The sequence below is a fragment of the Acinetobacter terrae genome, assembly GCF_013004375.1.
Taxonomy (GTDB): Bacteria; Pseudomonadota; Gammaproteobacteria; order Pseudomonadales; family Moraxellaceae; genus Acinetobacter; species Acinetobacter terrae.
On record NZ_JABERI010000036.1, the window covers coordinates 85688 to 109068 of the forward strand.

The 23381-nt window shown below is 41.3% G+C and carries 18 protein-coding genes, 6 pseudogenes and 1 other annotated feature; of the genes and pseudogenes, 16 read left to right on the plus strand and 8 right to left on the minus strand.

Annotation, left to right across the window (positions count from 1 at the left end; genetic code table 11):
• The first annotated feature begins 15 nt into the window (after positions 1–15).
• The 6 genes from pcaG to HLH14_RS13890 all read left to right on the plus strand — a co-directional run bounded on the left by pcaG (position 16) and on the right by HLH14_RS13890 (position 7442).
• Positions 16–645, plus strand: a complete 630-nt coding sequence (gene pcaG, locus HLH14_RS13865; protein WP_171533288.1) for a protocatechuate 3,4-dioxygenase subunit alpha — start codon at positions 16–18, stop codon at positions 643–645.
• 157 nt (positions 646–802) lie between these two features.
• Complete coding sequence (gene aroD, locus HLH14_RS13870; protein ID WP_171533289.1) at positions 803–1660, plus strand: type I 3-dehydroquinate dehydratase; 858 nt, start codon at positions 803–805, stop codon at positions 1658–1660.
• Positions 1661–1704: 44 nt separating this feature from the next.
• Positions 1705–3165: a NosD domain-containing protein gene (locus HLH14_RS13875; RefSeq protein WP_171533290.1), complete on the plus strand. Its 1461-nt coding sequence runs from the start codon at positions 1705–1707 to the stop codon at positions 3163–3165.
• A 59-nt stretch (positions 3166–3224) separates the two neighbouring features.
• Positions 3225–4562: a carbohydrate porin gene (locus tag HLH14_RS13880; protein WP_171533291.1), complete on the plus strand. Its 1338-nt coding sequence runs from the start codon at positions 3225–3227 to the stop codon at positions 4560–4562.
• 180 nt (positions 4563–4742) lie between these two features.
• Positions 4743–7166 (plus strand): glucose/quinate/shikimate family membrane-bound PQQ-dependent dehydrogenase, encoded by a 2424-nt coding sequence (locus tag HLH14_RS13885; protein ID WP_171533292.1) that lies wholly within the window; start codon positions 4743–4745, stop codon positions 7164–7166.
• 75 nt (positions 7167–7241) lie between these two features.
• Positions 7242–7442 (plus strand): hypothetical protein, encoded by a 201-nt coding sequence (locus HLH14_RS13890; protein ID WP_171533250.1) that lies wholly within the window; start codon positions 7242–7244, stop codon positions 7440–7442.
• Here the strand turns inward: HLH14_RS13890 and HLH14_RS13895 are convergent.
• Positions 7425–8644, minus strand: a pseudogene (locus tag HLH14_RS13895) (IS3 family transposase). The gene HLH14_RS13890 and the pseudogene HLH14_RS13895 sit on opposite strands and share 18 nt — an antisense overlap.
• Positions 8253–8369 (minus strand) — a sequence feature (AL1L pseudoknot). It overlaps the preceding pseudogene by 117 nt.
• Positions 8645–8778: 134 nt before the next feature.
• On the opposite strand from HLH14_RS13895, the pseudogene HLH14_RS13900 reads away from it, so the two are divergent.
• Positions 8779–9151, plus strand: a pseudogene (locus tag HLH14_RS13900) (recombinase family protein); the annotation flags it as partial.
• Here HLH14_RS13900 and HLH14_RS13905 read toward each other — a convergent pair.
• From HLH14_RS13905 to HLH14_RS13915, 3 genes are all read right to left on the minus strand, one after another.
• Complete coding sequence (locus HLH14_RS13905) at positions 9124–9348, minus strand: antitoxin (RefSeq protein WP_171533293.1); 225 nt, start codon at positions 9346–9348, stop codon at positions 9124–9126. The pseudogene HLH14_RS13900 and the gene HLH14_RS13905 overlap by 28 nt on opposite strands.
• A gap of 205 nt (positions 9349–9553) precedes the next feature.
• Positions 9554–10096 (minus strand): cysteine hydrolase family protein, encoded by a 543-nt coding sequence (locus HLH14_RS13910; RefSeq protein WP_171533294.1) that lies wholly within the window; start codon positions 10094–10096, stop codon positions 9554–9556.
• Positions 10097–10180: 84 nt separating this feature from the next.
• Positions 10181–11065 carry an MBL fold metallo-hydrolase gene (locus HLH14_RS13915; protein WP_171533295.1) on the minus strand — a complete coding sequence of 295 codons (885 nt, stop codon included), beginning with the start codon at positions 11063–11065 and terminating at the stop codon, positions 10181–10183.
• Positions 11066–11197: 132 nt separating this feature from the next.
• On the opposite strand from HLH14_RS13915, the gene HLH14_RS13920 reads away from it, so the two are divergent.
• From HLH14_RS13920 to HLH14_RS13945, 6 genes and pseudogenes are all read left to right on the plus strand, one after another.
• Positions 11198–12175: a GlxA family transcriptional regulator gene (locus tag HLH14_RS13920; RefSeq protein ID WP_171533296.1), complete on the plus strand. Its 978-nt coding sequence runs from the start codon at positions 11198–11200 to the stop codon at positions 12173–12175.
• A 93-nt stretch (positions 12176–12268) separates the two neighbouring features.
• Positions 12269–12565, plus strand: a complete 297-nt coding sequence (locus HLH14_RS13925; protein WP_078191612.1) for a type II toxin-antitoxin system RelE/ParE family toxin — start codon at positions 12269–12271, stop codon at positions 12563–12565.
• Position 12566: 1 nt separating this feature from the next.
• A complete protein-coding gene (locus HLH14_RS13930; RefSeq protein ID WP_004969304.1) occupies positions 12567–12857 on the plus strand; it encodes an addiction module antidote protein in 291 nt (96 codons plus the stop codon).
• 170 nt (positions 12858–13027) lie between these two features.
• Complete coding sequence (locus HLH14_RS13935; RefSeq protein ID WP_171533297.1) at positions 13028–13939, plus strand: LysR family transcriptional regulator; 912 nt, start codon at positions 13028–13030, stop codon at positions 13937–13939.
• An 86-nt stretch (positions 13940–14025) separates the two neighbouring features.
• On the plus strand, positions 14026–15018 hold the full coding sequence (locus tag HLH14_RS13940; RefSeq protein ID WP_171533298.1) for a zinc-dependent alcohol dehydrogenase family protein: 993 nt from the start codon (positions 14026–14028) through the stop codon (positions 15016–15018).
• 218 nt (positions 15019–15236) lie between these two features.
• Positions 15237–16249 (plus strand): annotated as a pseudogene (locus HLH14_RS13945) (ISNCY family transposase); the annotation flags it as partial.
• A 31-nt stretch (positions 16250–16280) separates the two neighbouring features.
• Here HLH14_RS13945 and tnpC read toward each other — a convergent pair.
• From tnpC to tnpA, 3 genes and pseudogenes are all read right to left on the minus strand, one after another.
• Positions 16281–17898, minus strand: a pseudogene (tnpC, locus tag HLH14_RS13950) (IS66 family transposase).
• 74 nt (positions 17899–17972) lie between these two features.
• Complete coding sequence (gene tnpB / locus HLH14_RS13955; RefSeq protein ID WP_171533299.1) at positions 17973–18362, minus strand: IS66 family insertion sequence element accessory protein TnpB; 390 nt, start codon at positions 18360–18362, stop codon at positions 17973–17975.
• Positions 18305–18688 (minus strand): IS66-like element accessory protein TnpA, encoded by a 384-nt coding sequence (gene tnpA, locus HLH14_RS13960; RefSeq protein ID WP_171533300.1) that lies wholly within the window; start codon positions 18686–18688, stop codon positions 18305–18307. The genes tnpB and tnpA overlap by 58 nt, the downstream gene beginning before the upstream one ends.
• Positions 18689–18770: 82 nt before the next feature.
• Between tnpA and HLH14_RS13965 the strand changes: the two are divergent.
• Positions 18771–19094, plus strand: a pseudogene (locus HLH14_RS13965) (ISNCY family transposase); the annotation flags it as partial.
• Positions 19095–19140: 46 nt separating this feature from the next.
• On the opposite strand, the gene HLH14_RS13970 reads toward HLH14_RS13965, so the two are convergent.
• The gene (locus HLH14_RS13970; RefSeq protein WP_171533301.1) at positions 19141–20133 is read right to left on the minus strand and encodes an NAD(P)H-dependent flavin oxidoreductase; all 993 of its coding nucleotides are present in this window, start codon (positions 20131–20133) and stop codon (positions 19141–19143) included.
• A 130-nt stretch (positions 20134–20263) separates the two neighbouring features.
• Here HLH14_RS13970 and HLH14_RS13975 point away from each other — a divergent pair, with 130 nt between their 5' ends.
• Positions 20264–21121, plus strand: coding sequence for a LysR family transcriptional regulator (locus HLH14_RS13975; RefSeq protein ID WP_171533302.1), 858 nt, complete (start codon positions 20264–20266; stop codon positions 21119–21121).
• A 367-nt stretch (positions 21122–21488) separates the two neighbouring features.
• A pseudogene (locus HLH14_RS13980) lies at positions 21489–22834 on the plus strand (ISNCY family transposase).
• The last annotated feature ends 547 nt before the right edge of the window (positions 22835–23381 follow it).

Consider the following 23381-nt stretch of genomic DNA (forward strand, 5'->3'; position numbering starts at 1 on the left):
TTCAGGGAGAACAACATGAACCATTGGAACTTTCGAGAATTGCATGAAACGCCATCTCAAACAGGGGGCCCATATGTACACATTGGTTTGTTGCCACAACAAGCCAACATTGAAGTCTTTGAAAACAACTTTAACAATCAGTTGGTTCAAGAAAAAACATTAGGTGAACGTATTCGTTTAGAAGGTCAAGTGTTCGACGGTCTAGGTTTACCGCTACGTGATGTATTGATTGAAATTTGGCAGGCGGATGCCAACGGTGTCTATCCAAGTGCGGCTGATATTCAAGGCAAAGTGGTCGATCCAAACTTCCTTGGTTGGGGACGTACAGGGGCTGACTTCGAAACTGGTTTTTGGAGTTTTAATACCGTTAAACCGGGTGCGGTTCCGGGGCGTAAAGGTACAACTCAAGCCCCGCATATTGCACTGATTATCTTTGCACGTGGTATCAACATCGGTTTGAACACCCGCGTCTATTTTGAAGATGAAGCCGAAGCGAATGCACAAGACCCAGTGCTGAAAGGTATTGAGTGGGCACCTCGTCGTCAAACTCTTATTGCCAAGCGTGAAGAACGTGATGGTGAAGTGGTGTATCGCTTTGATATTCGTGTGCAAGGCGAAGACGAAACGGTTTTCTTAGATATCTAATTGTCGGAATTGACAAGAGCAGCTAGTTCATTATTGCTCTTGTTGAAATGATTCAAGTTTATGCGTGGTGATGGTATGACCCATTTCATCCATCCCACGTATATTTGCCGTTTACGACAGAAGTCAGGCAGTAAGTTTGTAAATACAAGGAAATGTAATGATGAAAATTAAAAAAATTGCGATGCAACTTTGCTTAAGCAGTGCTGTTTTAGCGGCAATGCCAGCATTTGCAGCAGAAGCGGTTCAATTAAGTGCCCGACATTATGTGGTGAAAAACCTCAATATTGGTGACTTACCTGTCAAAACCATTGTACCAATTACCGCAAAAACAGCAGAGCAGGCGATTGCTCAAGCACAGGTGATTGCCAGTAATCCAAATGCAGATGTGGCTGAGTTTCGCATCGACTTACTGGAATTCTCGGCCGACACCAAAAAAGTGATTGCATTGGGTCAACAGCTGAATCAAATTTTAAAAGAGAAACCGTTGATCGCGACCATTCGTACCCATAACGAAGGTGGAAAAATGACGGTGTCTGACCAGGACTATGAAAAGATTTATCGTGAATATTTGAAAAAACCATTTATGCAATTGCTGGATATCGAAATGTTTCGCAATGCTGGAAGTGTAGCGAAATTAACGAAGTTGGCACATGACAAGAAAGTGTTGGTGATCATGTCGAATCATGATTTTTCCAAAACACCTGACCAACAGGACATAGAAAACCGCCTGCTGAGACAAGATCAGATGGGGGCAGATATTCTTAAAATTGCGGTGATGCCAAAGTCAAAACAAGATGTCTTTACCCTCATGAATGCCACTTTGGCCGTCAGTCAAAAAAGTCAAAAACCACTGCTGACTATGTCGATGGGACAGTTGGGTACAATTTCGCGTGTCGCGACTGCCAATATGGGCGGCAGTTTGAGTTTCGGCATGATTGGTGAAGCATCTGCGCCGGGTCAAATTGATGTGACTCAACTCAAACAGTTGCTGAAAACAGTACAACCGACCCCTTAATGCACTGTGTTATTGATCTTCAAGTATAGAAAAGGATTTTAAATATGAAACCATCAACCTTACGTTTAACCACATTGGTTTTGAGTTTAGCGGCATCAGGTTTTTCCAGTGCAGAAACATATATTGTGGATCGCTATCAAGACGATAGTGCAAAGGGTTCACTGCGTTGGGCGATTGAACAATCCAATAGCAATGCGATGCAAGAAAATGAAATTCAAATCCAGGCTGTGGGTAAAGCACCCTATGCGATTAAACTGAATCAGCCTTTACCGCCGATTAAGTCCTCAGTGAAGATCATTGGGGCGCAATGGGACAAAACGGGCGAGTTTATTGCTATTGATGGTTCAAACTATATTAAAGGCGAGGGGGCTAAAGCATGTCCGGGGGCAAACCCTGAACAGTATGGCACCAATGTCCGTACCACGACTTTACCTGGTCTCGTTTTGCAAGATGTGAATGGTGTGACTTTAAAAGGACTCGATATTCGTCGTTTCTGTATTGGCGTTTTGGTGAACCGTTCAAGCAATAACTTGATTCAACATAACCGCATTAGTAATAACTATGGTGGTTCGGGCGTAATGCTGACCGGTGATGATGGCAAGGGCAATCCGACCTCAACCACCACCAATAATAATAAAGTTCTGAACAATCTGTTTGTGGATAACGGTGATGGTCTTGAGCTCACCCGTGGTGCAGCATTTAACCTTGTGGCCAACAACCTGTTTACTTCAACTAAAGCCAATCCAGAACCGTCTCAAGGCATTGAAATCCTGTGGGGCAATGACAATGCTGTAGTAGGAAACAAATTTGAAAACTACTCTGATGGTTTACAAATCAATTGGGGCAAGCGCAATTACATCGCCTATAACGAACTGACCAATAACTCGATTGGTTTTAACCTTACGGGTGATGGCAACATTTTTGACAGCAACAAAGTTCATGGTAACCGTTTAGGAATAGCCATTCGTTCAGAAAAAGATGCCAATGCACGTACTACTTTGACTAAAAATTTAATTTGGAATAACGCTAAAGATATTAAACGCTGTGAAGCGGGTGGATCATGTGTACCCAATCAGCGTTTAGGTGCCATTGTTTTTGCTGTGCCAGCTTTAGAACATGCAGATTTTGTGGGTTCTCGTGGTGGTGGTGTAGTGATTGAAAATGCCAAATTGCAAAAAACCTGCACTCAACCAAACCAGCAAGGCTGTAACGCGATGCCAAACCAGAGTATTCAGGCACCGCGTTTGAGTTATAGCAAAGGTCAAGTCATGGCTGAAGTTCAGGCGCAACCGAATCAACGCTATCAGGTTGAGTTCTTTGCTAATCGTCAGGCGAATAGCCAAGAAGCAGAGCAGTATTTAGGTACGCAAGTTGTAACGACCAATGTACAAGGCAAAGCTCAGGCGATTTTGAAGGCAACTAGTGGCATTGCTAATGTAACTGCCACTGTCACAGACCATTTGGGTGCGACTTCTGAATTGAGTTCAGCGGTTCGAGTGAAGTGATAAAAACTGCATGGGAAGCTCACATTTAGAGCTTTCCTCACAAAAAAGGATGTTTGGTTATGCAAGAACAGTTATTAAAACCACCTATTTTAAAACTTGTCACATTGTCATTGGCATTATTAGGTTGCCAATTGGCTTCAGCCAATGAATTTTATTCGGCAGATCGTCAATGGTTATTCGGTGATTGGAACGGTGAACGGAAGCAACTGGAAAATAAAGGTTATAAATTTACTGCTTCGATTATGAGCCAGTCAGCCACTAATCTGGCTGGCGGTTATAACGAAGACAAAAGTTTTGACAATGCTGCGCAGTTGACCTTAGGTGCCAATTTTGATTTAAACAAAATTGCAGGTTGGGAAAATACCACCGCAGCAATCATGCTGACCAAACGTGATGGTAATTCTTTAACTTTAGAGCGAATTAAAGATCCTCGTGCCAGCACCTTGGGTAACAGCCAGGAAATTTACGGTCGCGGCAAAATCTGGCGTTTAACCCAAGCATGGATCAAAACAGGATTTGATGACAACCATGTCCAATTCAAGATTGGTCGGATGGGCATGTCCGATGACTTTAACAGCTCACAATGTGAATTTCAGAATTTACTTTTATGTGGTGGGCAGCTTGGGAAATCCATTGGTTCGATTTGGTATAACTGGCCTGTCAGCTTATGGGGCACTAATGTTAAATACCAATTTGCACCAGACTGGTCACTTGGCGTTGGGGTCTATGAAGTCAACCCAGATAATGTCAAAACAGACTCAGACAGTGATGGCTTTAATCTAGATATGGACAATGTTGAAGGGGCCACGATTCCGGTTGAACTGGCATGGAAGCCTAAACTTGCCACATTTAACGCTTTACCGGGCGAATATAAACTCGGTGCATTATATTCCACAGCAGAAGCTAAAGATGTGGGTATATCAGGGGAAATCCATGATGGAAAATATAGTTTCTGGCTGAATGCTCAACAGCAACTGACCCAATACGGAGCTGATTCTAAACGTGGTTTATATATTAGTTTTAATGGGGTCATCAATGACCGAGACACGACCGCTGTAGAAAGCACACAACAGCTGGCACTTTGGTATAAAGGCCCTTTTGACAGTCGCCCCAATGATTCGATTGGCTTGGGTTTAGCTAACTATGTGGTGAATGACCGTGTGACGGATAAGCAAATAGCCACCAACGAAGGCCGTGGTTATTATAGTTATGACGCGCTAGCCAGCGATTATGTCCCAATTCAACATGACGAACTCAATCTTGAGTTGAACTATACCTATCAATGGTCACCTGCGGTGATGCTCAGACCTAACCTGCAATATATCTACCAACCTTCTGGCGTGAAGGAGGTTGATGATGCTTGGGTGGCGGGACTTAGCGTCAAGGTGAATTTTTAAGCGTATGTAAAGTGAAAGGGGTGTTTTAAAATTTAGGCAATATGGTTGCCAAATTTAAACACTCTTTTTCGTTGCTGAAGCAATTCAATTGCGAAAGCTCAAAAGTTTAGATGTGATGTGAATGATCCTCAGAATAAAGCAGAAGTGATCATTTAAAACACAGCATTTGGAGTGAAAAGTATGTCCGAAGCGCAGTCTCAACCCATATTTAAAATATGGTGTTTTATATTAGGTTTGGCTTTATTACTAACTGGCCTATTTTATTTAATTGGTGGCATAAAACTCATTAGTTTAGGCGGTTCTTGGTACTTCTTTATTGCGGGATTAGTGATTATCGTTTCATCGATTTTCATTTTTAGAAAAAAAGCCCTCGGGGTTGGATTATTCAGTTTGGTCTTTGTAGGCACTGTCATTTGGGCATTGATTGATACTGGCTTGGAATTTTGGCCACTGCATTCACGTTTAATGTTCCCGGCAGGTTTATTTGCTGCCGTGTTATTTACATTACCATCTATTCGTAAATATCAGCAACAAATTGCAATGTCTGCACCTGCTTATGTTGTAGGTGGACTGACTGTCCTAGGCATGTTGGGTGGTATGTATGGTATGTTTATTCCACATCCAACAGTGGAGGCTTCTGGTCAGGAATTACCGCTTGTACCAGTGGCGCCAAATCAACAACAAGTCAATTGGGATCACTATGGTGGCGATACAGGTGGTAGCCGTTTTGCCGCACTTGATCAAATTAACCGTAATAACGTATCTAAACTCAAGGAAGCTTGGCGTTTCCGGACAGGAGATATGACCACAGGTTCAGGTAATGGTGCAGAAGATCAAATGACGCCATTACAGATCGGTAATAAAGTCTTTTTATGTACCCCGCATAACAACATGATTGCTCTGGATGCAGACACAGGTAAACAAATCTGGAAAGCCGAAGTCAATTCTAAAGCCGATGCTTGGGAGCGTTGCCGTGGTGTTGCTTATTTTGATTCGACGCAAGCATTGGTACAGCCAACCTTGGCAGGTGCAACAGCCGTAACCGCAGTTGCGACCAATACGGCTTGCCCTCGTCGTGTATATACCAACACACCTGATGGTCGTTTAATTGCAGTCAATGCCGATACAGGTGAGCGTTGTAAAGACTTTGGTGTTGATGGTACGGTAAATTTACTTGAGGGCTTAGGTGATGGCACCAAAGCACCGCGTTTTGAAGTGACTTCAGCACCGACTATTGCAGGTACGTCAATCGTTATTGGAAGCCGTATTGCCGATAATGTGGGTGCAGATATGCCAGGTGGTGTGATTCGTGCATACGATGTTATTACAGGTCAGTTGCGTTGGGCGTTCGATCCACGTAATCCAGATCCGAACTATGTGTTAAAACCAGGTGAAACCTATAAACGTAGTTCAGCCAACTCATGGGCTGCAATGTCTTATGATCCTCAAATGAATACTGTGTTCTTACCAATGGGAAGCTCATCAGTTGACCTTTGGGGAGCAAACCGTCAGCCATTGGATCATAAATACAATACTTCGGTATTGGCGCTAGATGCGACTACGGGTAAAGAAAAGTGGGTCTATCAAACAGTACATAATGATTTATGGGACTTTGATTTACCTATGCAACCAAGTTTGGTGGATTTCCCACTGAAAGATGGTTCGACTAAACCTGCGGTAGTCATTGGTACTAAGTCTGGTCAGTTCTTTGTGCTTGATCGTGTTACAGGTAAGCCTTTGACCAAAGTCATTGAACAGCCTGTAAAAGCTGCTGATATTCCTGATGAGCAATACAGTGCAACTCAGCCACGTTCAGTTGAAATGCCGCAGATTGGCAATCAAACTCTGACTGAATCAGACATGTGGGGCGCAACACCATTTGATCAGTTGATGTGTCGTATTAATTTCAAATCGATGCGTTATGAAGGCCTATTTACTGCACCAGGGACTGATGTTTCATTGAGCTTCCCAGGTTCACTGGGCGGTATGAACTGGGGTTCAATTGCATTTGACCCAACCCATCGTTATATGTTTGTGAATGACATGCGTCTAGGACTTTGGATTCAGTTAATTAAGCAAACGCCTGAAGATTTAGCCATTCAAGCCAATGGGGGTGAGAAAGTGAATACCGGTATGGGTGCTGTGCCAATGAAAGATACGCCATACAAAGTAAACAAAAACCGTTTCTGGTCAGCGTTAAGTATTCCTTGTCAAAAACCACCTTTTGGTACCATGACCGCAATTGATATGAAAACTCGTCAAATTGCATGGCAGGTTCCTTTGGGTACAGTCGAAGATACAGGTCCAATGGGTATTAAAATGGGCTTGAAAGTACCGATTGGTATGCCAACTATTGGTGGTCCAATGGCAACACAGGGTGGTTTAGTGTTCTTTGCAGCAACGCAGGATTATTACTTACGTGCATTTAACTCTTCAAATGGTGAAGAGCTATGGAAAGCGCGTTTACCTGTGGGTAGCCAAGGTACACCAATCAGCTATATTTCACCAAAAACGGGTAAGCAATATGTGGTCATTTCTGCTGGTGGGGCACGTCAGTCGCCTGATCATGGAGATTATGTGATTGCATATAGTTTAGCTGATTAAAACATTTTATCGTATGGGGAACCTGTTGAGAGGCTAGGTTTCCCATTTTTGGATAATAACAAGCAAGGAAGTATTGTGCGATTAACTTATTTGATGCATGTGCCTTTTAAACAAGCCTTATTGACCGCGGTTATTTTACAATCTATAAATGTTTATGCAGAAACGATTGAATATCAACTTCCTGTCATCACCGTCCAGGCAATACATACTGATAGCGAACTGAACCGTACCGGGTTTGTCGGAGACAGTTTATTTAAGTTAGGCTACCTGACCTAACGGATTAATTTTATCATAGTACATTGCTTCAAAATCAAAAGGTGACACATAACCTAGCGCACTATGTACACGTTCTTTATTGAACCAATCTACTCAGTTTAGTGTCGCAAGTTGTACATCTGCTAAACCTTGCCAATCTGCTTTTAAATATTCAATCACCTCTGTTTTGTATAAGCCATTCATCGTTTCAGCCAAAGCATTATCGTATGAATCGCCGGTCGTACCGACTGATGCTCGTAAATTTGCTGCTTCTAAACGATTGGTATAACGAATGGAAAGATACTGTACGCCTCTGTCACTATGATGAATCACGTTCTTTGGCATGCCTCGATCATGCAATGCTTGCTCCAGTGCATCGAGCACCATATCTGTATTCATCCGTGTCGATACTTTCCATCCAACAATGGCACGTGAGAAGACATCAATGATAAATGCAGCATAAACCCAGCCTGAATTTGTTTGAATATACGTGAAGTCAGCGACCCATAGCTGATCTGGATGATCAGCACTAAAATTGCGTTTCACTAAATCATCTGCCCGTTTTTGGTCATCTCGGCTACGAGTAGTTTGTTTATTCTTACCACGCCAAACACCCTGTATACCTAGCTTTTGCATCAATCGAACCACTGTACAACGTGGAATAACATAACCTTCGCGCTTCAATTGTTGCCAGACCTTACGTACACCATATCGACCCGAACTCTCTTTCCAAATTCGTTTGATTTCTTCAGCATGATGCAAATCATGTAGATCTCGCTTTGCTCGATGTTCTGGGTTTTCAACGAAATCTAGTGTTCGATAATAGGTAGAAGCCGCGATCGGTAAAATCCTGCAAATCGCCTCAACACCATATAACGCCTTATTGTTATGGATGAAATCCACCATTATTTGTGTGGGCGGTCGAGCTCCGCCTGGGCGAAAAAAGCGGCTGCTTTACGTAGAATTTCGTTAGCACGTTGCAGTTCTTTATTTTCACGTTCGAGTTGTTTAATACGTTCTTGATCTGAAAGTTGCTGTACTTTAATTGGGTTTTGTTTATCTAAATATTTTTGATACCAAACACGTAGAGTTTCAGGCGTACATCCAATCTTAGGTGCAATTGCTGTGATTGCAGCCCAATTAGAAGGATAATCTTTTTCGGATTCAATCAATAATTGAACCGCTCTATCTCTGATTTCAGGGGTATATTTGGGTTTTTTCATCGGGGCATTCTCTCAGGAAAGTTGGTCTCCGACAAACCCGGTACGGTTCAGTATCTAGTGAATAGAGTTTTCGGTCTCTAAGCACGTTTTGAAAGGAACATCATCGACTCAAATTTTTATTTGCAACAGTGCCGGTTGATCAGCTCGTAAAGAGGGGGAGTCTCCATCCAGTTTGTTAAAGAGAATATCACCTTTACTGCTCAGGCCACTCCAATGGATAATCTGATGTTGCAGTTAATGGGAGCTTTTGCTCAATTCGAGAGGGAAATTATCTTAGAACGTCAGAAAGAAGGGATTAAGATCGCAGCTGCTCAGGGAAAATATAAAGGTCGTGTCCATAAATTAAATCCTGATCAGGCTCAAGTCCTGCGACAAGCCTGGGACGAAAAGAAGTATTCATCCAAAGTTGAGCTGGCAAAAGCATTTGGTATCAGCCGACAGGCTGTATATCGATATTTGTCTAGAAGAGTGGTGGCTATTCAGTCCTCACGCAATTGCTCACCTTGATCAGCTCGTTCCAGTTGAAATCCTACTTCAAACTCGTTAATTGCCTCTAACATAATGTCCCAGGGATTATCGATAGGTAGTAACAAGACACCACGACCAAAACGTTTAATAGCAACCTCATTACCCTTAAAGCGAAATGCTTTGGGCAATCTAACAGCCTGACTTCGACCTGCTTGAAAAACTTTAGCAATTTCCATTTTTATTCTCCCAGCATGATATGTGCCATTGGTATATCATGCCATTACTGTCCAAGTAGTTATTGATGCCACAACAATAATTCATAAAAAAAGCCTAATCTGATGTGATTGGGCTTTTTTATGTAGTTAAGTAATTGATTTTTAATTAAAAATTAAAATACCTTCGCATAACATGTACTATGTTAATTTTAGAAAATCTTAATCTTTAGCTAACATAATCTTCAGTTGATATTACTTGAGCATATGCAAATTCAAAAGCGGTCATTAATGTTGCATGGACATGGCCCGCAGGTACTTTGACGCCATTAAATTCAAGGTCTAGTGTTGCACAAGCATCATGAATCACTTTTACCTTATAACCAAAATCAGAAGCAGCACGAACAGCCGCATCGACACACATATGGCTCATAGCACCAATCACGACTAGCTCAGTCACTTCATTGGTATCTAAAATTTCTTTGAGATTCGTGTTTAAGAACGCGTTGATGTGATTTTTAATGACCACAGTTTCATCTGCGTGCGGTTTAACTATGTCCTGAAATTCAATACCGTTTGAGCTGGGTTCAAATATAGGAGATTCAGCATTCGCAATATGTTGCACATGAATTACTTGAGTACCCTGTTGACGGGCCTTAGCAATTACCTTCACTGCATTAGCAGCAGCCTGTTCAATATTGACCAATGGTAATTTACCAGTAGGCAGATATTCATTTTGTAAGTCGATGACTAATAAAGCTGATTTTGACATGTCTTTTCCTTTACTTAACTTATATTGGTTTTGTTCTGCTTATGATTTTAAAGAAGCGGAAGAATTCCACTTCTTTAAGTGACTTTAGAAAGAAAGTGTTTCACCATCGATAGGAATTAAAACCTTATCTTGGATTCCTTTGTCTTTTACATATTCTGCAAGCTGAGCACGTGTTAAAGACATATGGTTAATAGCATCCATGTGGACAGCAACCACTTTAGCATTTGGGGCTTTCTGAGTTGCGCGATAAGTATCTTCCTTACCCATAATAATGGATTCTTTAAAGCCATTAACCAAGGCATTACCGGTATTCAATACAATTACATCAGGTTTAAATGTTTGAATCGCTTGATCAACTTCAGAACGCCAAATGGTATCACCAGCCACGTAAACCGTTTCATGGCCAACAGCTTCAAATACCACACCCATTGCTTCGCCTAATCCAGCTTTAAGCTTAGGAATACGATACATGGCATCAGTACCGTGTTGGCCACCAGTTTTAGTGAGCTTAATCCTTTCAAAGGTCACTTGCGTTAATACACGAACATCTTTGAAGCCTTGTGACTGAATGACTTTCTGGTCTTCTTTATTCTGTACAAACACAGGCATGTTTTTCGGAATAGTCGCTTGTGCTGCATCATCCCAATGATCTAAATGGGTATGGGTCACGATTACCGCATCTACACCTTCTAAAATCGTTTCAGGCTTGATAGGTAAATCGACTAATGGGTTCCGTAAATAGCTACGATGAGTATCAGGGAAACCTTCATAGAACCCTTTTTTAGCAAACATGGGATCAATTAAAAAAGTCGTATCAGCATAGGTTACTTTAATCGTTGCATTGCGAATTTCTTGTATATGCGTAACTTTAGAAGTATCTCGCTGAACCACCTTATCATTCGCATATAAATGGACTGAAGCCATTGCCAGAGAGAGTGCAATAACAGAGCTACTTAAAATTTTATTCATGTTCCAGATCCAATCATTTAGTCATACTCGAATCATGATAGGAAAAATCAAATAATAAAATTGTCCTTAAGGACAATCATCGAAACTATTGGGACAACATGCTATATTTGTTATTTTAGAGAGGTAGATCGAATGGCTATACCAGTGATTGGATTATTCGTTTATCCCAATATAAATCCATTTCACTTCTCTATCCCCCATATCATTTTCAATATCAAGATTGAAGATAAACGCTTATTTGATCTGAAAATTTTTTCTATAGATGGACAACCCGTAAAAACAGAACAGTCTATGATGATTATCCCCGATGGTGGGATTGAACTCATGAAAGAGTCGGATCTTATTATTATTCCTGGATGGGATGATTTTAATCATGAGCCTGAACAAGTACTTATCGATGCCCTAAATTGTGCATATCAGACTGGAATTAGAATTGTAGGGTTATGCTATGGAACTTATGCATTGGCATATGCTGGTTTACTTGACCATAAAAAAGCAGCTACGCACTGGATGGCTGAACAAGATTTTAGTGAGCGATTTCCACAGGTTAAGCTTGATAATGACGCCCTATATGTAGAAGACCAAAGGATCGTAACCTCTGCAGGAACAGGCGCAGCGTTAGACTGCTGCTTGTACTTGGTACGTGAAATCTATAATGCACAAATTGCGAATAAAGTCTCTAGAGTAATGGTAATTCCACCTCACCGTGAAGGTGGGCAAGCTCAGTTTATTGAACAGCCAATAGCAGAATCGAGCCAAGATGCACAAATTAACCTATTACTTGATTTTTTAAGAAAGAATTTAGCTTTACAACATAATATTGAAAGCCTAGCTGAACGAACACATATGACACGTAGGACGTTTACACGGCATTTTAAGAAAGCGACAGGTATGACCTTAGTCGATTGGCTGAATACTGAAAGAATCAGATTAAGTTGTGAACTTTTAGAAACGACAAACTTGTCTATCGAAAAGATAACCGAGCTTTCAGGTTTTAATAATACCGTGTCATTTAGAAAAAATTTTCGTGAAAAATATGGCACCAGCCCTCAGGCATGGAGAAAAGCTTTTGGGATCATTAATGAGGATAATCTGCCCCATTTAACATAATGGAGGTTATGCAAAATTAACAAATCACAGGATGAATATACTTGCATATTGTACTCGATCGAATACAATTAGGTGAGAAGAAAAGGAATCCTCATGATTGAAATTAAACGTCTACCTGAGTTTGATGAATGGTTAGATGGCATTAAAGACAATATGACCCGAATTCGCTTGAATCGTAGATTAGATAAGGTTCAACGTGGTAATTGGGGAGATATTAAGCCCTTACAAGATGGGGTTTGGGAAATGAGGGAGTTCTTTGGATCAGGCTGGCGGATGTATTACATCCAGCATGGTGATGTTGTTATTGTAATGCTTGGTGGAGGAGATAAATCTACACAGCAAGACGATATCAAGCGAGCAGTCAAATTATCGAAGACATTGGAGGATTAAAATGGTTAAAGTTGCTGATTTACCAAGTTTTGATATGGCTGAGTCACTCAAAACTGAAGAAGACATTGTGATGTATCTCAATATGGTTCTTGAAGAGAATGATCCAGCTGAATTAGCTCATGCGCTTGGTGTAATTGCAAAAGCTCGTGGCATGACTCAAATTGCGAAAGAAGCAGGGATTGGGCGTGAGGCACTGTACAAAGCCCTACGTCAGGACTCAGCACCACGTTTTGACACGATTAATCGTGTAGTGAATGCTTTAGGCTTAAAACTCACAGTACAGCACGCCTAAAACTTTAAAAATATAGTAAAAATGGGAGCTTAAGGCTCCCATTTTTGGCTTCGCATAACGTGAACGTGTATTATGTTAATTTTAGAAGTTCAACAATATATGTACTTGGAATAAGACGTCTAAATAAGCCATTTGTTATAATTTCTATAATAAATTAATGGCAAAATTAAATGGACCATTTGCAGAAACTACAGATATATGTCCGTGTAGTCGAAACACAGAGTTTTACTCATACTGCTGAAACATTAGGTTTGCATCGTCCACTTATTTCTAAAGCCATTAAGCAGCTTGAAGATGAACTTGGTGTCAGATTACTAAATAGAACTACCCGTAAAGTGAACATGACCTTAGAAGGTGAAGCCTTCTATCAAAAAGCTTTGCAACTACTTGAAGACTTTGACGCTATTTTTAATAGTTTCCAGCCTAATCTACAGACACTTAATATATCTGGTAAGTTACGAATTAACGTACCAATCACTGTTGCAAAAGCAATTCTAATTCCTAATTTAGCTGATTTTAAACAGCAATATCCAAATATTGAGTTAATTCTGAAGTCTTCTGATTCCTTAGTGGATCTCATTGATGAGGGTGTAGATTTTGCAATTCGACTAGGATACTTAGATGACTCTACATTAATTGCAAAATCTCTTGGACAGGTTGAAATGGTAACTTGTGCTGCCCCATCTTATTTAAAAAAATATGGTACACCTCATACCTTAGAGGATCTAAAACATCATCAAGCAGTTAATTATTTTAGTGGTAAACAACGTAAGGTCATGAATTGGCAATTTCTTGTGAATCAACAAGTTCAAGAATATAAGTTGGATTCAAGTATTTTAGTCAATGATTCAGAATCATTTTTAAGCGCAGCCTTACATGGTTTGGGCTTAATTCAAGGGGTTCGTCATGCAATACAGCCCTATCTCGAGAATGGTCAACTCATTGAAGTGTTATCAACTTATCAAAATATTCCTAAACCTATTTCTTTACTATATACCCACCGGGAACATCTACCGGCACGTATGCAAGTATTTATAGATTGGGTTGAAAATATTTTTGGAAAAGATTGTTATAAAAAATAGAACCAATCTATAAATAGATTGTTTATTTATCTGATCTATTTGAAGGATTATGCTGATTCCATCTGTTGATCATATGGAAAAGAAACATGTCTAGAACTGTAATGATGCGTGCAATTGGTAATGCTGATGTTTTACAAATTGAAGATTTAGAGATTCCTGCACCTAAAGCACGTGAGGTACAGGTTTCAGTACATGCTATTGGCTTAAATCGGGCTGAAATCATGTACCGTACTGGTAATTATGTTATTGAACCGACTTTTCCTTCTGTACTCGGATACGAAGCCGCTGGTGTAGTTACAGCAATTGGTGAAGGTGTTTCAGGGCTTAGTATTGGTGATGCAGTTAGTGTCATTCCATCTTTTGGTTTTGATGAATACGGTACATATGGAGAACTCATCAATCTGCCAGTCCATGCTGTTGTAAAACATCCTAAAAATTTGACATTCCAACAGGCTGCTGCAAGCTGGATGATGTTTGTGACGGCTTATGGTGCATTAGTACATTTTGGCAACTTACAGAAAGACCAATATGTTGTTATTGGTGCTGCATCAAGCAGTGTTGGCGTGGCAGCAATTCAGATTGCTAATATGTTAGGCGCTACCCCAATCGCATTAACTCGTACTAGTGCTAAAAAGCAGCAACTGATAGATCTAGGGGCTAAATATGTTATCGCTACTGAGGAACAAGATTTAGTAAATGAGTTGAATCATATTACTAGTCATCAGGGTGTAAATATGGTGTTTGATCCGGTGGGTGGTCCAACTGTAGGTAAAATCATGCAAGCTATGGCTAAACAAGGCATATTCTTCCAATATGGTGCTCTTGATACACGTGATATCCAAATGAGTGTTATGGATATTTTGGGCAAACATTTAACATTACGTGGTTATGAGCTCTTTGAAATTACCACTGATTCCAATGCGCTAGAACAGGCAAAACAATTTGTTTATCGAGGTTTGGAGTCAGGTCAATTATTACCTTTAATTGACCAAGTCTTCAATTTTGAGGATATCCAAAAAGCTCATAAATATATGGAAACAAATGCCCAAATTGGCAAAATCGTAGTGAATGTTAAGTAATTTAGATGCCCTATACTTTAATGTATAGGGCATTTTATCTGTTCCATTAAATTGAAAATACACTCATGCTTATGAGCCATTTAACATAATAGAGCTTATACAAAATAAAATTGTAAGCACAAAGTAGAAATGTCCGGTTTCTCCAAAGTAAAAATGTCCGCTTTTAGAATATGCGCTTTTGCGATTTTCTTAGTGGACGGTTTGTTATGTTGGTGTCTATGTCGGATAAAGAACTTAAACGATTGTCGGTCTTGCAAGAAATCTGTGATCAACGCATAACTCAGTCCCAAGCTGCTCAGCTACTTCACATTTCAGAACGTCAGATCAGGCGTTTACTACAAAAATACAAAGCTCAAGGTCCAGCTGCATTAGCCCATGCTGCACGTGGCCAAACCAGCAATTCTAAGCTTCCTGAAGAGCTCAGACTCAAGTGCCTCAATAGGTTGCTGAGCAATTCCATGGTTTCGGACCGACTTTAGCGCATGAAAAGCTCACCACTGTTCATGGATTTGATATTTCAGTGGAAACACTGCGTTCCTGGATGATTGCAGCCGATTTATGGATTCCTCGCGCCAAGCGCCTGAAACGCCCGTATCAGCCTCGTTATAACCGGGATTGTTATGGCGAACTGATCCAAATCGATGGCTCACATCATGACTGGTTTGAAGGACGAGCCCCTAAATGCTGTCTACTGGTGTTTATCGATGATGCGACAGGAAAATTGCAGCATTTACGCTTCTGTGAATCAGAATCAGCCTTTGACTATATGATCTCAACACGTTTATATGTCGAACAGCACGGTAAACCTTTAGCATTTTACAGCGACAAACATTCAGTCTTTAGGGTGAATCAAAGCAGCAAGAAAGACACCAAGATTACCCAGTTTGGACGCGTGCTTAGCACCCTGAATATCGATATCATCTTCGCCAATTCACCTCAAGCCAAAGGCCGTGTAGATCGGGCCAATAGAACGCTTCAGGATCGTCTGATTAAAGAAATGCGCCTGGCAGGTATCAGCCCGATTGCAGATGCGAATAAATGGTTGCCCTCCTTTATCGAGCAGTTCAATCAAAAGTTTGCCAAGATGGCCTTTAATCCCAAGGATCTACACCGGACTGTCACTGAAACAGCCGAAGAGTTAGATGATGTTTTTACCTGGCGTGAACCCCGCAGAGTGACGAACAGCCTGACCATTACTTATGATAAATGTGTATATTTACTGGAAAATACCGTAAGCGTGCGCTGAACCCCATAGCTATTTTTTAATTTTGGTCGGGTTGCCACCGGTGTGGCAGTAATTCTTCTATTTGGGTCACTTTATGTGTCGGTAACCTTTTCAGCACATCACTTAAATAGGCATACGGATCCAAGCCATTCAGCTTTGCTGACTGGATTAAAGTCATGATATTCGCCGCTCGCTGACCACTGCGCAGCGAGCCAGCAAACAGCCAGTTCTTACGTCCCAAGGCCCAGGGGCGCATTTGGTTTTCTATCCAGTTATTGTCAATGGGTAGATTGCCATCATCCAGATAGCGGCTTAAGGCCTCCCAACGTTTTAGGCTGTAGTTGATCGCCCGAGCGGTGGGAGAACTCGATGGCACCGTCAGATGATGTTGGTTGAGCCATTCATATAGTTGTTGCATGACCGGTTGACTATGCTGTTGTCGGTATTCGCAGCGGTCTTCCGCTGTACCATCCGTCTTTTTTCTGAGTTCTGCTTCTATCGCATATAATTTCTGAATCAGCACTAATGCCTGTTCAGCGATCTGACTTTTCCCGGTCACATGCAGTTCATGAAATTTACGACGTGCATGCGCCATGCAGCCTACCTCAATGATCTGGCCTGATCTAAAGCGTGCTTTATAACCACTGTAATCATCACAGACCAGATAACCCTGCCAGCCTTTCAGGAAGGCTTCAGCATGCTGGCCAGAACGGCTATCCTGAAAGTCATAGATCACCGCCAGAACTGGATTATCCTGTGTGGTGGCATAGGCCCAGACATAACCCTTTTTCGGCTTTTTCTCACCGATCTGCATCACCGTGACTGGCGTTTCATCCGCATGGATTACCTGTTGTTGCAACACTACATGTTTTAAGGCATCTGCCAGGGGTTCAAGTTCAACCCCACAGCGACCAACCCAATCTGACAGAGTGGATCTGGATAAATCAATTCCCGCACGTAGAAAAATCTGGCGCTGACGGTACAAGGGTAAATGATCAGCATATTTTGACACCAGCACATGACTCAGCAATTCTGCACTGGCAATGCCTTTATCAATGACATGGGCAGGCATCGCTTGTTGAGTCAGGATGTCACACTGATCACAGACCCATTTACCACGGATATGTTGTTCCTTATAGAACTGTGCCGGCCTGAAATTCAGTTTTTCACTGACATCTTCGCCGATACGACGCAATGTGCAGCCACAGCTGCATTGCGTTGAGGCAGGTTCGTGCTCAATACGGAGGGTTGGCAGGTGATCTGGCAGTGGTCGACGTTTAGGTTTGTTTGCTGTGGCTTTCTGCGCGGATGCATCAGTTTTACCTGCATTTAATCGTTCTAATTCCAGATCAACAGCGGCAATATCTTCTTCGACCGCTTCATCCCACAGATGGATTTGTTTGGCCGTTAAGTGTTCATTCTTCTGGGCGAACTTATGCCGTTTAAACTGCGCAAGTTCATGCTCGTATTTTTGATTGAGAATAGAGAGATTTAACTTTAGAATCTAATTGCTGATTGGATACTTCAAGTTGCTGAACTTTGGCATCTAATTGCTGGTTTGATTGTGCTAGAGACTGATGCTGCATCGCCAACTGTCTGGTGAATTCCAGCAGTTGTTCATGGGTCAGTTGGCTTAAGTCAGGCAGCGTATTCATGACCGCAGTATGCCTGAGGTCATGAAGAGAATGAAATAGAACGTTTGGAGGATGGCAGAATGGCCGAGCTTGGTTTAGAGCATATTCACCACTTGCTGCAATCCAATTCTCTGCCAGGGCAAACCCTGGATTAATGCCTGTAACTGTTCCAGGCTGAGGGCCACGGTTTCACCTTGGTGAACTTGAGCCCAGTGAAATTTTCCCTGTTCCAAACGCCGGGCACAGAGCCAGATGCCCAGTCCATCATGCACCATCACTTTCATGCGATGGCCACGTTTATTACAGAACAGGTAAGCGCAATGCGGTTTGATGTAGCCAAATGCTCTCACCACCTGAGCCATGACAGTATCCATCCCTGCTCGCATATCCAGAGGTTGGGTAGAAAGCCAGATTTCATCAATGCGGATCATGTTGCAAGTGCCTTGAGTAATTCTGCTAAAGCAGATATTTCTGATACTTGCCATTTCAAGCCAATTTCTGCTTTTGAGTGGGGTAAAGTAATTTGAACCGTTAACATGTCAGTAGGAGTAGGATCTAATGGTGCAGAGCAAGATAAGGCAATAAATGCAGGTTTATTCGGTAGTGGTGAGCGATCATTCCCTGGCTTACCATCAATTAAGCGAATCCATTTGGATACAAGATTTGTATTCAATCTATGTTGCAAAGCGACCGAAGCAATTGAAACGTCCGGTGCTTTACAAGCCTGAACGATCTGCTGTTTAAATTCAGCACTGTATGTTCTTCGTTTTTTCGCAAGAGATGCGATGGATGTCTGATTATTTGTAGTCATAAATTTAAGTCCCCACTTGTTTTTAAGTGGGGACTAAATTAAGGCTTATAGGATGAATTCATAAGGTGTGTTCAGCGGACGCTTACAAAATACCGAAGAAAATCAAAGATTTATCGGCAAGTATATTGAGTTTATGGAATACCCGGATGGCACAGTAGCCATTGAACATCAAGGTCGAAAAATCAATTACAGCATCTTCATTAAATTAAGTCAGCTCAACCAGCGAGAGATTGTTGAGAATAAACGTTTGGGTTCTGTGCTGGCACATATTCAACAGCAGCATGAAGAACTGGAACAGCAAAACAAACGCAATCGTTCTCAAAAGATGCCAAGCAGACGTGCACAGAAAACAGCAATCAAAGAACGAAATTTGAATCCTGTGCTTGACTTGGAAATGTCCATATAGGACATTTCTATTTGGGAATAACAAAATAATTTTTAATTTCAAAAGGTTATGCTGCAACGATGGTTGAGCTCCTATTAAAATCCTGCATTAAGTCCTCAATTACCGCTTTGACGCTACGAATTTCTTTGATATAGCTGATGCCATTCCCCACAGTTATATAGCCATTATGGATATCGCCATCTAGCATCCCAACTTTTAACCCTTGTTCGCCATACATCTTACTAGCGATAGCTTCCCTGCTTTCACCTTGTTCATCCATAGCCACCAACTGCTGACTATAGGGTGTTGGAATTGAGCGGTAGTAGGCAGGGGTGGTGCGAAAAATATGCAAATCATGAGCATTGTGTTTAACGATTAAGTCTTTAACGATTTTAGCGGCAGGGTTTTCATGCGTGGCAATCAATACCGTACCTACAAACACACCTTCTGCCCCTAATGCAAACGCTGCCCTCACTGCACGTACATCAGCGATACCACCAGCAAGCATCACAGGCATATCCACCGCATCAACGATTTCAGAGACGATGGAAAACGAGCCAATAATTTTCTCAGGTACAGTGCCTCCCTCATCAAAGCCAGTAGCGACAAAGATATCCGCCCCCAAGCGTTGAGCATATTTGGCACTGCCCACGGTGGCTGTTAATGGACGGTAAATGGTTTTGATACCATGCCCACGTAATTTGGAAAACACAGGCATGTAATTAAAATTATCCAAACCATTAACCAATGCGACGGGCACTTCCTCGGCTATTAACATGTCAATCACATCATCAATACGGCTTAAATCATATGACACCACAAGTGGGGCGGCAAACGGTTTATCAGTCAAGGTTTTAATCTTGCGAATCTCGTTACGCATGCGTTCAATGATTTCATCCATCGAGCTTGGGTTAGTAGTATAGCCACCATGGGGACCTAAAATCCCTAGGCCTCCTGCATTACTAACTGCTGCCACAAACTCGGCATTGGTCACCCAACTCATTGCCCCTTGGACGATGGGATATTGGATGTTTAAAATCTCAGTAATACGGTTTTGCATAGTGTGACCTTATTATCAATTATGTTAAGTGAATAACCGCATTATAAGATTTTAAAAATGAGCGTATACCTAATAAAATGATAATATACTTTCCATTTTTGAAAAGATAAAAATCATTAAGGGTTAGAAAATGGACTTAAATGCCGTCAGAATCTTTGTAGCCGTGTTACAAGCAGGCAGTCTTACCCAAGCCAGTGAACGCCTTAATATACCGATTGCCACCATCAGCCGAAAAATCAGCGAATTAGAAAAACAGCTCAATCGCCAACTGTTTGATCGGAGTAAAACAGGTGTTAAGCCCACTGCACAAGGGCAACAGTTGTATGAACAAGTTCATTTGGATATCGACAATCTACTGAATACCGAACGCCATCTGACCCAAGACAATCAGCAAATCAGCGGCATATTGCGGATCTCTACCATGATTGGTTTTGATAAGATTTGGGATTTGTTAGGCGAATTTCAGCAACGTTATCCGCAGGTGCAAGTGTATTGTCAAGCAACAGATAGGGTGGTGGATTTGGTGGCAGATGGCATTGATATAGCTTTTCGCACGGGGGCGTTGCACACTGAGACAGTCATCGCTCGGCCCGTGTTTGATATTTCACCAGTTTGGGTGGCGAGCCCAAAACTTTTGGCAAGGCTAGGCACACCAACTAAATTTAGCGATTTAGAATGCTATCCTTTAGCTGGTTACACTCGATTAGGGCAATCTTATTTACTGTTTGAAACTGATAAAAAAACTCTCAAGTTTCCATTTTTCTTTGGCTCCAATGACAATGCCGCTGTGTTGCATTTAGCAAAATCAGGAAAGGTAGTAGCTATGATTCCCGCTTATACTGCCCAAGAACATATTGCCTCAGGAGAATTGGTACAAGTGCTGGCAGATTACCCATCAAAGTCGTATCAAGTCCATGCCTTATACCTATCACACCGTTATCAATCGGCCGTCGTGAAAGCGTTTATTCAATTTTTGGAATTTGTATAAAAGCAGGAAATATATAAAATCTAACATCGTGGTGAAGACATAGGTTGTATGATGACTCCCTAATTGCCCCAATTTTGGCATTGATCTAGTTAAACACATTAAAAGATTATTTTTCTAAAATTAATATGATAGACATTATGTGAAAGGCCTGAGATCCATACAACTTTTGACTCTTTATTTTTAACAAAAAATCTCTTATTAGAAATTTTAAAAACTGGAATTTTCTACCAATTTACCTTCCATTTAACATAATGTAGATTATACGAAATTGGTTTGTTAGAACCCATTCAAAATGTCTATATTCTCACCAATAAAAATGTCTAGTTTATGATGGTTTTTATCACCATGGACTGGATATAAAATATAGATGCTGATCACTATGTCTGACAAAGAAATTCAACGTCTTGCTGTACTGCAAGACGTTCGAGATCATCGTATTACCCAAGTCCGTGCTGCTGAAATCCTCAATCTTTCAACCCGTCAAATTACCCGGTTATTACAGAAGCTCAATCAAGACGGTGTTTCAGGTATGGCGCATGCCAGTCGTGGTCAACCTGGCCATCGTCGCCATGATGATTTATTAAAATCGCAATGTCTTTCCATTATTTCTGAACATCTGCTTGGATTTGGACCCACCTTGGCGCATGAGAAGCTCAGCAGCATATTTGACCTGAATATCCCGGTAGAAACGGTTCGGCGCTGGATGACTGCAAATGACCTTTGGATTCCGCGATCCAAACGTCTAAAACGCCCATATCAGCCACGCTATAACCGTGATTGCTTCGGTGAGCTGATCCAGATTGATGGCTCATATCATGACTGGTTCGAAGGACGCGCTGCTAAGTGCTGTTTATTGGTGTATATCGATGATGCCACTGGAAAGCTGCTGCATCTGCGCTTTTGTGAGGCTGAAACGACCTTTGATTATATGCTTTCCACTAGAACCTACATTGAACAATACGGCAAGCCTTTGGCCTTTTACAGCGACAAACATTCTGTATTCAGAGTCAATCAGAAATCCAGGCAAGACAGCCAGATCACGCAATTTTGGCGGATTCTTAACGAGTTAAACATTGATATTATCTTCGCTAACTCACCGCAAGCCAAAGGTCGCGTAGAACGTGCCAATAGAACCCTTCAGGACCGTCTGGTCAAGGAGATGCGCCTGGAAGGCATCGGTTCGATTACAGAAGCAAATGCCTGGCTGCCCTGCTTTATTGAGCATTTCAATCAGAAGTTCGCCAAGTGTGCGAGAAATGCAAAGAATTTACATCGGCCATTAACGGAATCTCATCTTGAACTGGATGATATTTTCACCTGGCAGGAACCACGTAAGGTCACTAAGAATCTGACCCTGACCTATGACAAATGTATTTATATGCTTGAGCCTAGCCCTGTTAATCAGAAGCTCATTGGACAATACAATACATTTCATTTCTGGAGTACCCGGATGGGACTGTGGCTATCATGTATGAAGGACGAAAGCTCAACTACAGCCTCTTCAATAAATTGGCTGGGCTACAGCAAAATGAAGTGGTTGAGAATAAACGGTTAGGCGCAGTCCTAGCTCATATTCAACAGCAACACGAAGAGTTAGAAAAACAGAATAAACGTTCCCGGGCCAAGAAAAGTATGCCGAGTCGTAAAGCTCAGAAGGCTGTTATTGAACAAAGAAATTTAAATCCTGTGCTTGACTTGGAAATGTCCATATAGGACATTTCTACTTGGGAATAACAGCGTTTTAAAATATTATTGTTTTTCATATAGTTAAAAAATTTGACCGGCCTAAAAACAGTAAAAAGCCGACTTAGAAACAAGTCGGCTTTTTTATGAGCAGTTTTGATATATTCCGCCAATAAATTTGATTGTTTTTCAATCAAATTAAAAATTTCTTCAATGTTGTCAGCCTTCTCGGGGCAGAAATTATCCCCAATTTCTGCGGATAAAACCAGGATATTTTTTAGCCAACTTTGTAAGCATTGGCTTACAAAAATTCCAGTTTTTTGCGGCTAGTCGGAATACTGTAAATTTCCTATAATTAAAAACATATAGGAATAGGATGTAATAGAACTGAAAGCCAGTTCTAGCTAAGGACAGCAAGGTACGACAGGAATTATACCTAAGCATCAAATATGAAAAACCCCGACAGGATAATCTGCACCCCGAAAGTTGGACACTCTTAGTCTAATTTGAAGGGTGCTTTTTAATGGCTAAATATTCTCAAGAATTTAAATTAAAAGTTGTGGAGCATTACTTGTCT